Annotated in this window: 10 protein-coding genes; 1 reads left to right on the plus strand and 9 read right to left on the minus strand. The window is 65.4% G+C overall.

Annotation, left to right across the window (positions count from 1 at the left end; all coding sequences use genetic code 11):
- Positions 1-2: 2 nt before the first annotated feature.
- Positions 3-1,103 (plus strand): DUF6263 family protein, encoded by a 1,101-nt coding sequence (locus VT03_RS04440; protein WP_075091873.1) that lies wholly within the window; start codon positions 3-5, stop codon positions 1,101-1,103.
- 45 nt (positions 1,104-1,148) lie between these two features.
- Here VT03_RS04440 and VT03_RS04445 read toward each other — a convergent pair whose 3' ends face one another.
- The 9 genes from VT03_RS04445 to trmB form a co-directional block, all read right to left on the minus strand.
- A complete protein-coding gene (locus VT03_RS04445) occupies positions 1,149-2,486 on the minus strand; it encodes an NAD(P)/FAD-dependent oxidoreductase (RefSeq protein WP_075091874.1) in 1,338 nt (445 codons plus the stop codon).
- Between the two features lie 219 nt (positions 2,487-2,705).
- Complete coding sequence (nrdR, locus tag VT03_RS04450) at positions 2,706-3,173, minus strand: transcriptional regulator NrdR (protein ID WP_075091875.1); 468 nt, start codon at positions 3,171-3,173, stop codon at positions 2,706-2,708.
- 59 nt (positions 3,174-3,232) lie between these two features.
- Positions 3,233-5,902, minus strand: coding sequence for a DUF255 domain-containing protein (locus VT03_RS04455; RefSeq protein ID WP_075091876.1), 2,670 nt, complete (start codon positions 5,900-5,902; stop codon positions 3,233-3,235).
- A 134-nt stretch (positions 5,903-6,036) separates the two neighbouring features.
- Positions 6,037-6,753 carry an ABC transporter ATP-binding protein gene (locus tag VT03_RS04460; protein ID WP_075091877.1) on the minus strand — a complete coding sequence of 239 codons (717 nt, stop codon included), beginning with the start codon at positions 6,751-6,753 and terminating at the stop codon, positions 6,037-6,039.
- A gap of 139 nt (positions 6,754-6,892) precedes the next feature.
- The gene (locus VT03_RS04465; RefSeq protein WP_075091878.1) at positions 6,893-8,596 is read right to left on the minus strand and encodes an ATP-binding protein; all 1,704 of its coding nucleotides are present in this window, start codon (positions 8,594-8,596) and stop codon (positions 6,893-6,895) included.
- A gap of 468 nt (positions 8,597-9,064) precedes the next feature.
- Positions 9,065-9,841, minus strand: a complete 777-nt coding sequence (locus tag VT03_RS04470) for a DUF1571 domain-containing protein (RefSeq protein WP_075091879.1) — start codon at positions 9,839-9,841, stop codon at positions 9,065-9,067.
- A 174-nt stretch (positions 9,842-10,015) separates the two neighbouring features.
- Positions 10,016-10,744, minus strand: a complete 729-nt coding sequence (hpt, locus tag VT03_RS04475) for a hypoxanthine phosphoribosyltransferase (protein WP_231870596.1) — start codon at positions 10,742-10,744, stop codon at positions 10,016-10,018.
- Positions 10,745-10,768: 24 nt separating this feature from the next.
- Positions 10,769-11,065, minus strand: a complete 297-nt coding sequence (locus VT03_RS33170; RefSeq protein ID WP_156514285.1) for a hypothetical protein — start codon at positions 11,063-11,065, stop codon at positions 10,769-10,771.
- Between the two features lie 747 nt (positions 11,066-11,812).
- Entirely contained in the window at positions 11,813-12,451 is a 639-nt protein-coding gene (gene trmB / locus VT03_RS04480; RefSeq protein WP_075091880.1) for a tRNA (guanosine(46)-N7)-methyltransferase TrmB, read from the minus strand.
- Positions 12,452-12,457 lie beyond the last annotated feature (6 nt).

Here is a 12,457-nt window from a genome sequence, read left to right on the forward strand (position 1 = left end):
TCATGATGCGGCGCTCTCGCCACCTGCTTGCGTTGTCGCTGGGCCTGCTCCTGGCGACCTCCGCCTGCAACCAGTCCAAGGATGAACAGGCCGGCGCGCAGCCGCTGCCCGACTGGATGCAGGAAGCGGACAAGGGAGACGCTCCGAAGTCCCGCAAGAAGAAAAAGGCCGAAGACGCTCCGCATGTCTCGCTGGAGCTGCGGCTCAAGACCGGCGAGCGGTTCGGCCTGCGGAAGACCGTCGACACCTCCCTCCAGCAGGCATCCCCGGACGGCACGAATCAGGTCGTCACGGCCCGCATCGAAATGCTCCTGGGCCTGACCGTCGAGGACGTCTCCGAGAAGGGGACGCGGCTCGCCGTCCGGTATGAGCGGGTCCGGTTCTCGCAGGGGAGCGAAGGGCAGCGGATCGACTACGACTCGATGCAGCCGGTGACGCCGGTTCCGGTCCTGGCCCTCCCCTATCACAATATGGTGAAGGACGGGTTCTCGTTCTGGATCGGCAAGGAGAACCAGATCGTCGACGTCGCCGGCTTCAAGGAATTCCTCGAGCGGTGCATGGCGGGGGTCTCGGAAGCGGACCGCGTCCAGCAGATGCTTAATATGGAAGCGGCTTCCGACGAGAACGGGATCTCGGACTTCGTCGACAACACGATCGGGCTCCTGCCGTACGGCCGCTCGATCTCGCCGGGAGACTCCTGGGAGCGGACGCGGCACATCGGCCGCCCGGTCCCGATGAAGCTCCTGCAGTCTTATACGCTCAAGGACCTCAACGACAGCATGGCGGTCGTCGACATCCGCGGCACGATCACGCCGTCGACCACGATCAACGACGTGAAGCAGGAAAAGGCGGGCGTCCGCGTGACGGTCACCGGCGGTGCCCTGCAGGGGGACTGCGCGATCTACCGCGATTCAGGCCTGCCGCAGCGGTCGTATGTTGAACGCGCCGTCGACATGACCGTCATGACGACCGGCCATCACGAGTTTCGGCAAAAGAAGCTCGTCCGCACGACGGTCGAGGCGTTTCCGATGCAGGGGGCTGGGGCCCCCACCGCGATCGGCCGCGCCGATGGCGAACGCGGCCCGGTTCTCCTGCAGCAGTAACCTATTCGCTCTCGGACACAGGGCCTGCGATCGGCGTGACCCGCTTCACGCCGCCCCGGTGCTCGGCGGAACGGACTCCCCCGAGGGGGCCGCGGCGGCCGAGGGCTTTCGGAACATTCGCCAGTCCCGGCGGACGATGAGCCGCGCTCCGCGGTTGAACGTCAGGTAGGACCAGGCCCAGCTGATGACGACGAGGATCCGGTTCTTGAATCCCGTCAGGTAGTAGATGTGGATCACGAGCCACATCACCCACGCCAGGAATCCCGCTTTCTCAAAGCGTCCGACCGCCACGATGGCCCGGCTCCGGCCGATCGTCGCCATCTGCCCCTTGTCGACGTAACGAAAGGACTCTCGCGGCTTCCCCTCCACGTCGTTCAGGATGTTCCGGGCGATCTGCCGTCCCGCCTGCATCGCCACGGGGGCGACGCCGGGGAGCGGTGTGCCGGTCTGATGGGAGAACGAGGCGATATCGCCCCCCGCGAAAATGTTCGGGTGTCCGGCCACGCTCAGGTCCGGCTCGACGACGATCCGTCCGGCCCGGTCCAGCGGTAGCCCCAGGGCTCGTGAGAGCGGTGCCGCGACGACTCCCGCCGCCCACAGGACCGTCTCGGAGTTGAGACGCTCAGCGCCGACCTGAACCCCGTGAGCATCGACAGACGTGACCTTGGCGTTCGTCCAGACCTGGGCCCCGAGCTGCTCCAGGTCCCGCATGGCCCGGGCGGCGAGCGTTTCCGAGAACATCGGAAGGATCCGCGGCCCGGCCTCGATGAGGACGATCCGCGCGGAGCGGGGCTCGATCCGACGAAAATCCTTGGCAAGTGTGAAGCGGGACATTTCCCCGATCGCCCCGGCGAGCTCGACGCCGGTGGGGCCACCGCCGACAACGACAAAGGTCAGAAGCCGCCGCTGCTCTTCGGGGTCGGTGCTTCGCTCGGCGGTCTCGAACGCCGTGAGGACCCGCCGCCGGATTTCCGTCGCCTGCTCGAGGGTCTTGAGCCCCGGCGCGAACTCTTCCCACTCCTCGCGGCCGAAGTACGAGTGCCGGGCGCCGCAGGCGATCAGCAGGTAATCGAAGGGGAGGGGGCCGGCGTCCGACTGGACGAGTTTCTGAACGAGATCGACGCCGGTCACTTCTCCCTGGATGACGCGGCAGTTCTTCTGGGACGAGAGCATCGCGCGGATCGGCGCGGCGATGTCGGCCGGGCTGAGCCCCGCCATCGCCACCTGGTAGAGGAGCGGCTGAAAGAGATGGTGGTTCTGCCGATCGATCAGCGTGATCTCGAGGTCGGGCGACTTCGCCAGGGATCGGGCGGCGTTGATCCCCGCGAACCCTCCCCCCACGATGACGAGCTGACGTTTCTTCCCGGACGTGACCTGCGGCATGACTTCTCCGTCGTTCCTCTCAATTCAGGATGGAACGAGCACCTTCCAGTCTTCGTCGTAACGACGGCGTGGGGATTCAACAAGTTCGCGGCGGCCGATCGATTGCCAGCGGCGGGAATTCGCATTCGGACGAGCGGGAAAGCCAAGTCTTAATGCAGCTTGCTCCAATCCACGGGAGACTTTCGCGAACAAGCAATCGCCGAACTGCCGGGACCAGCTCTATCGCTCGCGGCGCTGGCGGTTCTGGAGCATCGGCTGGAGCTCCTGGACGAAGTCGTTGACGTCCTGGAACGATCGATAAACGGAGGCGAATCGGACGTAGGCGACCTGATCGGTCAGGCGCAGCAGGTTCATGACCTGCTCGCCGACGTAGCGGGACGGAACTTCGCGGTCGAAGTTCTCGTAAACATTCCGCTCGACGTCGGCGACGATCCGCTCGATCTGCTCGGGGCTGATCGGGCGCTTGTAACAGGCTTTTTCAACACCCGCGAGAATCTTCTGCCGGTCGAAGGGGATCCGCGTGCCGTCCTTTTTAATGACGGTGACCGGCGACTCTTCGATCTTCTCGTAGGTCGTGAAGCGGCGACCGCAGTCCAGACATTCCCGCCGACGGCGAATGACGAACTCCTGGCTGCCGCGCGAGTCGACAACCTTGGTTTCGCCTTTGCGGCAGAACGGACACAACATGCCGGCCAGTCCAATTCAATGCAACGAGCCGCAGCATCAAGCGGCTGCGGGACTGCATCCTACTTATCGCCTGCGGGCTCGAACAGCCGCCGGTTGATGAACTTTGGCTGAGAGCCGGCCGGAAGGACCTTGACCTTCCCGGAGATTTCCAGCGTCGTGGGCCGCTGGCACGTCTCGTTGTTGCACGCCTGATAGCGGATGCTGAGCGTGACCGACTCCTCTTTCCCGGCGGCCGAAGCGGGGACGTCGATCGTCCCGATCAGCACGACCTGTCCCTCGTAGACCGAGAGAGGCTCATCGAAGCCTTCGAGGGCGAAGTCGTGCCCTTTCGGGTAGACGACCCCCTTCAGCGTGGACTCGGCAGAGAACTTGCCCGTCAGCTCCGTCGCCTTCATCTGCTTGGGACGGGGCGGGTTGGCGTTGATGTGCCACTCCTCCTTGACGTCGAGGACGACCGCCACTGGGTTGGCCCGGCCAGCCACGAGTCCGTCGGCAGCGAGGTAGCCCTTGGCAGCCAGGAGCGGATGCTTCTTGGCGTTTTCGTCCGTGGCGGCGGCGAACGAAACGGGAGGGGCGTCAGGATCGGCGGCCTGCGGGGCCGCTTCCGTTTTCGGGGCGGGAGCCGTCTTCGGAGCGGCCGCCAGCGTCTGCGGCATGGGGGCGGAGGCCGGCGTTTGGGGCTCGTCGGGATCGGCGAACGTCATCGGGGGAGCGCTGAAGAGTCCGGCGACCGGACCGGCGGCCGCCGGCTGGGCACCCGCCGTTGCCAGAAGCTCATGCAGTCCGAGCAGGAGCGTCGAGTACCCCGACGGGCCGGTCTGGATGACGCCGGCAAAGGCCCGGACCGTCTCGTCCGCCGCCCGGGCATAACGGACATCGCCGGTCAGCTGACGGAGCCGCACGAGGTTCCGCACCGAGAGGCTGTTCCCCGAGGGAACGACGGAATCAAAGGCGTTCTTGGGCCGGGCGAGGAGCTGCTCCTGGTCGGCGGCGGTCAGGAAAAAGCCCTTGCCGTCGTTGTCCCAGAAGAGCCGCTGCTGCTCGTCGGTCAGGCGTGTGGCGTTTTCGAGCCACCGCTCGTCTCCGGTGGCGTCATGGAGCGCGATGAGGCCGGCCGTGAGTCCGGCATAGTCATCGACGTAGGCGGCGAGATTCACCTGGCCGCCGCGCCACGAGTGGAGGAGCCGGCCGTTCTTGTCCTTCATCTGGGTCAGGACGAACTGCGCCCCCTTCTCGGCGGCGTCGAGGTAGTCCTTCCGTCGCAGCGTCTTCCCCGCGCGGGCCAGGGCCCGGATCATGAGTCCGTTCCAGCCCGTCAGGACCTTGTCATCGCGGAGGAGCGGCGAGCGCTTCTGCCGGGCTTCGAGGAGCTTCTTGCGGGATGCGACGAGCCGGTCCTCGAGGTCCTGGACCGGCATCTGGAGGTGGTCGGCGGTGTCCGCCAGCGTCCGCGGGAGGAACAGGACCGCTCCCGGCTCGAACGACTGCGGCTCGTCCATGCCGTAGGCGGCGATGAACAGGCGGCCGTCGTCCGCTCCGAGGATCTGGTTCACTTCGTCGCGGGACCAGACGTAGTAGCGTCCTTCGACGCCGTCGGTCTCTGCATCGAGGGCCGAATAGAACCCGCCCGCCGGGTCGGTCATGTCCCGCAGGATGAAGTCGAGCGTCGACTCGACCACCTGCCGGTACGTCCGACGGCTGGTCCGCTGATAGGCCACGACATAGACGTCCGCCAGGAGGGCGTTGTCGTAGAGCATCTTCTCGAAGTGCGGGACGCGCCACTCCCGGTCGGTGCTGTAGCGATGGAACCCGCCGCCGAGATGATCGTGGATTCCCCCCGCGGCGATCCGCTCAAGCGTGTGATCGAGCGCCGCCAGGATCTCCGGGTTGGCGCTCGGGCTCTGCGACATCGTCTGCAGGAATTCGAGCCGGGTCGGGACCGGGAACTTGGACGCCTCGGGATCGGCGCCGGAGTAGTCGAGACCGCCGTGCTCCTTGTCGTACGCAGCCAGGATGTCGCGGAGTCCCGCCTCGACGAGTTCGCCGGAGATGGCGGCGGCCTCCAGATTCAGCTGCGGCTTCGAAAGCCGCTGGACTTCCTTCGTGACGAGATCGGCCGTGTTGCGGATCTGGTCCGGGTGCTTTTCCCAGACTTCGTGGACCTGCTTCAGGACCTTGCCGAAGCCCGCCTGACCGTTCTTGTCCTCCGGCGGAAAGTAGGTTCCACCGGCAAAGGGGCGGCCGTCTGGGGTGAGGAACATCGAGAGGGGCCATCCCGCTCCCTGCCCGGAGCGGATCGCGGAGAAGTAGACCTGCAGCGAGAGCATGTAGATCTCATCGAGGTCCGGCCGCTCTTCGCGGTCGACCTTGATGTTGACGAAGTGCTCGTTCATGTAGGCGGCGATCGTCTCGTTCTCGAAGACGAGCCGTTCCATGACGTGGCACCAGAAGCAACTGCTGTAGCCGATCGAGAGGAAGATCGGCTTGTTCTCCGTCTTGGCCCGCTCCAGGGCTTCCGGCCCCCAGGGATACCAGTCCACGGGATTCCTGGCGTGGAGCAGGAGGTAGGGGCTGTTCGACTTTGCGAGCCGGTTCTCTTTCCGTCCCGATGTCTCGGCGGCGGTGGCGGAGGCTGCGGTGACCATCAGCACCCCCAGAACGATCCACGGCGAAAGCGACGTCGGGAGAAGACGGGCCGAACACAAAGTCCGTTCCACAATCGAACGCATATGCGGCTTCCATGAAGGCAGAGGTGCGGACCGCCTATCATATCCGTCGGCGCCGATTCGAGGAAACGCCTACCGGGTCCGGTCTCCCATAGGCATCTCCGTATGCACCTGTTGTGCCACGGAGGGAGCGCCGGTCAGTGCGGGGCCACGGCCTTGCCGCGGTCGATCGCCTCGTCGGACTCGACCCGCCCGTCCGCCATCGAGACGATCCGGTCGCCAAAGTCGTAGACGCGGCTGTCGTGGGTCACGACGATCACCGCCCGGCCGGGGCCGATCGCCGTCCGGCGGATCAGCTCCATCACCGTCCGGCCCGACTTCGCGTCGAGCGCCGCGGTCGGCTCGTCGCAGACGAGCAGCTTAGGCTCGTTGACTAGCGCCCGGGCGATCGCCACCCGCTGCTGCTGGCCTCCCGAAAGCTGGGAGGGCATCGCCTTCCGCTTCTCCCCCAGGCCGACCGCGGCGAGCATCTCCCCGGCCCGCTCGACCGCCTCGCTGCGGCGGACGTTGCGGATCAGGAGCGGAACCGCCGCGTTTTCGGCCGCGGTCAGGGAGGGGAGGAGGTTGTACTGCTGGAAGACGAAGCCGATGTTCTGCCCCCGGAATTCGACGAGCCGCTTTCCGCGCATCGACTCGAGATGCTCACCGAGGAGCTCGACCTCGCCGCTCGTCGGTTCCAGCAGACCCGCCATGATCGAGATCAAAGTCGTCTTGCCGCATCCGCTGGGGCCAACGAGAAGCGTCATCTCTCCGAACTCGATGTCGACGTCGATCCCCCGCAGCGCCTGAACGCGGGTCTCCCCGCTTCCGAATTCCTTGACGACCTGCCGACAGATGACCGCGTGTGTTGCCATGTGGGGACGAGATTCAACTTCGAAGATATCGGTGGATTTTGCGGGGACGGGACAAACGTCACCAGCCCGAAGCGCAAGCGAGGGAGGCTCCGTTTCGTCCCTCGCTTGCGCTTCGGGCTGGTGTGGGGGCTCGGGAGAATCAGCTGCCGGAGAGCGACTGCCGCTCGGGGAACTCGGTCGTCGCCGCCGGCGCGTCGACCTCGTCTTCGATCCGCGGCCAGGTCAGCCGGAACAGGCACCCCTGTCCGGGCCGCGTGTCGACGGTCAGCTCGCCGCCGTGCTCCCGCAGGATCTTCTGCGTGACGGCGAGGCCGAGCCCCGTCCCCTTTCCTCCCTTGGTCGACTCGAACACGTTGAACAGCCGCGGCAGCTCACTCGGTTCGATCCCCGGTCCGTTGTCCTTCACGTCAACGACGATCCGCTCCTGCACCGGGTCGTACGCCGTCCGCAGGGCGACCTCACCGTGGTCGCTCCCTTCGAGGGCGTCGAGCGCGTTGCCGACGAGGTTCAGCACCGCGCGGTGGATCCCCTCGGCGTCGAACTGGGAGATGGGCATCGCCGGGTCCGGTAGGTAACTCAGCCGAATCCGGGACTCCTCGGCCCGCCCCTGCATCAGTTCGACGACCTCGCCGACCGTCTGGTTGACGTTGGCCGGCTCCAGCTTGGGCTGCCGTTCCTTGCTGAACGTCAGCATGTCCATCACGAGGTTGTAGATCCGGTCCTGGTTCCGTTCGAGGATCCGCCACCCCTTCCGGACGACGTCGTTGTTCTCCTCGTTGAGGCCCATATCGATCAGGTAGCTGCCGCCGCGGATCCCCTGCAGGATGTTTTTGACGTGGTGGCTCAGCGTAGCGATGGTCGTTCCGACCGCCGCCAGTCGTTCCGCCTTCACGAGCGATTCCTGGTACCGGTTGTTTTCGACGGCCAGGGCGGACTGCCGGCCGATGGCGGCCAGCAGGTTCAGGACATCTTCGTTGAACCGCTGGAGGGCGCGGCCGGGGACGAGCGGAGTTTCGACGGTCGTGGTGTCGACGTAGATCACTCCCATCAGCTCGTAGCGGCCCTGCATCGGGACGCACATCGCTTCGCGGATGCCGGATTGAAGGATGCTGTGCCCTTCGTTGAAGCGGGAGTCGTGCTGGGCGTCGGTCGTGAGGACGCCGATGCCGTGGCGGATGACGTACTCGACGATGCTGGTCGAGATCGGCATCTTCTGGGCGACGTCGACGCCGGGGCGGTGGCTGATGACGCGGGGTTCGATGCGGTCGGTGCGGCTGTCCGCGACGAGCATGCAGCCTCGGTCGGCTCCGAGAGCCTGGAGCGTCAGGTCGAGGATCCGCTGGAGGAGCTGGTCGAGGGGGACGGAAGGGCGGACCGCTTCCTCGGAGATCTTGTAGAGGAGCTGGAGGTTGGCGCCGGCGTGGGCCCGATTGGGGGCGATGAGTTTGGAGGCGGGGAGCTGGCCGACGATGCGGGAGCGGTCCCCTTCTTCTTCGCGGCGGAGGAGGTTGATCTGCTCGGCGACGCGGCGGCGGGGGAAGGGGGAGGCGACGCCGCGGAAGAGAAAGATGGTGCGGCCGACCTGGATCTGGTCGCCGTTGACGAGGCCGTGTTCCTTGATGGGCTGGCCGTTGACGTAGGTGCCGTTGGAGCTGCCGGCGTCGCGAAGGAGCCAGTCTCCTTCGTCCTTCTGGACGAGGAGTGCGTGGGAGCGGGAGACTTCGGTGTCGAGAATGCGGACTTCGTTGGTGGCGCCGCGGCCGATCCAGGCGGGTGGATCGTGGATTTCGAATTGTCGCCCCTGGTCAGGCCCCTGGATGACGAGGAGGGTGGCTGCAGACACACGGGCACCTGGTACGACCGAACTTGGGGGTGGAGGTGAGTTTGCTCCGCGGGACGAGGCGAATGGATGATACCGGGCGGGTGGGCTTCGCACACGGGTGCGACGTTCTCCAAACCGGACTTGCCAGTGCGGCTCTGTTACCTCAAACCCAACTTGCCATGGCCGCTGGGGTCAAGGGGGTCTCACCCCCTTGCCGCCGGAGGCATTTCGATGAGGAACCGTGGTCAGCAACGGACGTCCGCTTTGTGGGCCCCGCCATGAAGATTCCCTCGATCGACACCGCTGGCTTGGCAATCCCCGCGGAATAGGTGAAAGGGCATCCGGCACGTTGTCCGCGCCTGGACACACGCTCCTTCAGACATCTCTCGACGGCCAAGCCTCCGGCGGGCAAGGGGCCAAGAAAACAATACAGGCCCCCCTGCACCCCCTGACCAGGGTCCCCCTGGACCCGGTGTTGGCCTTCCCCGGTTAGAACTTGTATTCCTTGTTGCCGCGGTCGAAATGCTTGTCCTGCAACCCGACATTCACCTTCACATTGGTGTACGTGTACTCCTCAGAAAGCGGAGGAGCCGCATTCGCCTGCGTCGGGAAACCATAGTTCTCAATCCGGATCGGGAAGCCCGTCGACTTCTCGATGAACACCCGCGTCACATGGAACCGGAAGTCCCGCCGCGGATGCGGATGAAAACTCTCGATCACCTCGCACTCCCGCTCACCCAGCTTCGCATTCGGAAAATACTTGACGTCGATCTCGCCAAACTTCGTCTCGATCTCCCACTGGTCCAGAATCTGATTCACCAGGTTCCGCATCCCGATATGCGTGACGGGATAGTGGTTCTCCGACATCGCCTGGTCCCCCTTGGGATCCAGCGGCACCGTCCCGAACGCGGAAAGGAACCCGCTCCCCTCATGAGCCAGGAGCTGATTGTTGTTCTGCCCGTGCAGGTACAGGATCTCCCGCCCCTCCTGCTCGCCGCCGTAACGGAGATACACGCTGAAGGGCTGCTCCCGCAGTCGGATGAACATCACCTGCGTCAGCAGCTTCCCCTGGATCAGCTCCCGCTTTGTAAATGTTGCCTCGTAGTCTTGAACCTTGCTCAACGCCGTGATGCAACGATCCTTCACGAGAGCGATCGCCGGAAGGAGCGGATGCTCCTGCGCCGGGGCCGACGTCTGCGTATTCGGACGCTGACCGGGATTGGGCGCCTCAGGGACTCCCTGGGCGAACAGCGAATTGACGAGCAAAAAACAAAGCACTCCCAACGTGGACCAAGCCTGCCTCCACATGGGACCTCCCACAGTCGAACGGGGTTGCGTCCTCAAAGGACCGCCGCGCAAAGCACTGCGGGGACACAAAGTACGCAAAGACTGTACCGGACTGAAAAGAGCGCCGTAAAGCAGGACCGCGACGAAACGGTTCTACGATGCCTGAATCGCAGGCTCGTCCTGCACCGCGCCGATGTACGGCAGATGCCGGTAGTCCCCCGCAAAGTCGAGCCCGTAACCCACGACGAACTCGTCCGGAATCTCGAAGCCGACGTACCGCGGCCGGACCGCCGTGACCGTCCGACATCGCTTCCACAACAGGACGGCGGAGTCGACCGACGCGCAGTCCATGCGGGTCAGCAGGGCGATCAGCGCCTCGAGCGTGCGGCCCGTGTCGAGGATGTCGTCGACCAGAAGGACATGCCGGCCCGCGATCGGCGGGAGGAACTCGACGTTGAGAATGAGTTCCTCAGGGCGCGTGGCAGTGCCCCGATAGCTCGAGGCCTGGAGCAGGCCGAGCTGATGCGGGATATCGATCCGCCGCATCAGGTCCGCGACGAACATGAGACTCCCCGAAAGGACCCCCAGGATCGTGAGCGGACGCCCCGCGTAATCCGACGCGATCTGCCGGCCGATCGACTCCACGGTCCGCGCGATCTCCTGCGCGGAGATCAGCTCGGCAATCCGCGGTGGCGGCTCGGTCGGAGGCATCGGGGCGAGGAAGAGGACGAATGAGACTCGGACGAAACGGCGTTCGACACAGCTCTTGGGGCCGCAGAACCACCGATCGATCGGAGCTCCCAGGAAGGCCGAGAGAGTGACACGCCCTGAATCTTCGCACGGCCGCCGCGATGGCGGAAGCGAAGCGTCGGGGCGCGCCACCCGTCATGGCGCCTCCCGGCCTCTTTAGTAGGTCGGGAGCGGGTTGATGGCGGCGGTCGTCGTCGGCGTCGGAGCGACGGCGAAGGTCGTCGAAGACGGGAAGGCAGCGCTCATGGTGCTGCCGGTGGCGTAAGCTCCCTGGGCGAACGGCGAGCAACCGCCGGCGCCGCACGGGCTCGGAGCGTAAGAGGCTCCGCACGGTCCGCACGGGCTGCATCCACCGCCGCCGTAGCCGGCGCCGTGGCCGAACAGACCGCAGCAGCAACCCGAGCTGGAAACGAGGAGGAGGGTGCCGATGAGGGAGAGGGTCACGCGCTTCATAATGGAATCCTTTCGACGGGAAGTGTGACGGGAGGTGGGTGTCCGGCCGATCGAGTCGGCCGGACCAGGGGAGCATCCGGGGCACCAGAGTGCGGTGTCGGGAGGCTCGCGGCAGGTCAAACGATGAGATTGAGAAGGGAGCCGACTTGCGTTCGGCGGGCGGGAAATTACGGCGGTCCGCCGGGACGGTCAACGTGACTGGAGAAACTTGAGTCAAAATCCGGGGGGAATTGCAGAACTTGCAAGAAATCGGCAGAAATCTCCGGGAATCTCAGGCGAAACGCAGAGATTGGCTCAAGTCGTCCGGAGGAGGTTAAACACCAAGGCACCAAGGTGGCACCAAGAACACCAAGGGCTAAGAGCGGTGTGTGTGTCCCGAAAATCGGTGGAAGACTCCGACGGGGATGATTCAGCGAGCCGCATCGTTCGAGGTCGCGGCTTCGGGAGGGCGAGGCTCCAGCCGAGCCGCGGCGATGGAGAACGGGCCCCATCGCCCCCGCGAAACCGTAGTGGCTGGGGTCGTTTCTTCAGGACCGGCGGTGGGAGGCCAAAGCGAGAGGGTACGCGTCTGCGAACCATCGCGGCTCAGCAGGAGCTTCGCCCTCCCGGCCTCCTGCAACCCACCTTCGCCAGCACGGCGAAGGTCGTGAGAGAGCTGCCTTGGCCTTCTCTTCTTTGTGTCCTTAGTGCCGCCTTGGTGTCTTGGTGTTTAGCTCTTCCAGCCAAGACGCGGACTCGCCCCCGCGGCTACTTGAGCTGCCAGATCCCGCGATGGATCTGCGTTCCGAGCTTGCGCGCCTTCCGCTCGAAGCTGGTCAGATAGTCCATGTCGTGCTCGGGGGACCGCTCCGCCGGAGTCGGGAGCGCTTCGAAGCGGGGGTCGTTATTCATCAGGCCCGAGATGACTTCGAAGTACTCGGCGACGTCCGTCCACGAGTGGAGACAGCCGCGGGGGACCAGCGCCTGGACTGCGAGGTCGACGAAGGCATCGGTGAAGACCCGGCGGCGGCGATGCTTCTTCTTCCACCACGGATCGGGGAAGTAGACGTGGACCGCCGCGACGGACTGCGGACGGACCAGGTGCCGGAGAACATAGTGAGCGTCTCCGCCGACCACCCGGGCGTTTGTCCGATCTCCGCGCTGAAGCCGCTTCGCCGCCCGCCGGCCTTCCTTGAAGTCGATCTCCAGCCCCATGTAGTTCGTCTGGGGATTCGCTCCGCTGGCGGTGTGAAGAAAGAGCCCCCGCCCGGAGCCGACGTCGAGCTCCACGGGGTTGCCGTTGCCGAAGTACGCCCCCCAGTCCAGCTGGGCTCCACCGAGTTCCTGCTCCAGATCGCGGGTCGCGATAAACCAGGGACGCAGATTCTCGACGGGGGGAACGGACATCGAACG

Source organism: Planctomyces sp. SH-PL14, from assembly GCF_001610835.1.
Taxonomy (GTDB): Bacteria; Planctomycetota; Planctomycetia; order Planctomycetales; family Planctomycetaceae; genus Planctomyces_A.

What these genes read in the sequence shown, in the direction of transcription:
- VT03_RS04440 (WP_075091873.1), top strand. Translation starts at nt 3, where the DNA reads ATGATGCGGCGCTCTCGCCACCTGCTTGCGTTGTCGCTGGGCCTGCTC.
- VT03_RS04445 (WP_075091874.1), bottom strand. Translation starts at nt 2,486, where the DNA reads ATGCCGCAGGTCACGTCCGGGAAGAAACGTCAGCTCGTCATCGTGGGG.
- nrdR (WP_075091875.1), bottom strand. Translation starts at nt 3,173, where the DNA reads ATGTTGTGTCCGTTCTGCCGCAAAGGCGAAACCAAGGTTGTCGACTCG.
- VT03_RS04455 (WP_075091876.1), bottom strand. Translation starts at nt 5,902, where the DNA reads ATGCGTTCGATTGTGGAACGGACTTTGTGTTCGGCCCGTCTTCTCCCG.
- VT03_RS04460 (WP_075091877.1), bottom strand. Translation starts at nt 6,753, where the DNA reads ATGGCAACACACGCGGTCATCTGTCGGCAGGTCGTCAAGGAATTCGGA.
- VT03_RS33170 (WP_156514285.1), bottom strand. Translation starts at nt 11,065, where the DNA reads ATGAAGCGCGTGACCCTCTCCCTCATCGGCACCCTCCTCCTCGTTTCC.
- trmB (WP_075091880.1), bottom strand. Translation starts at nt 12,451, where the DNA reads ATGTCCGTTCCCCCCGTCGAGAATCTGCGTCCCTGGTTTATCGCGACC.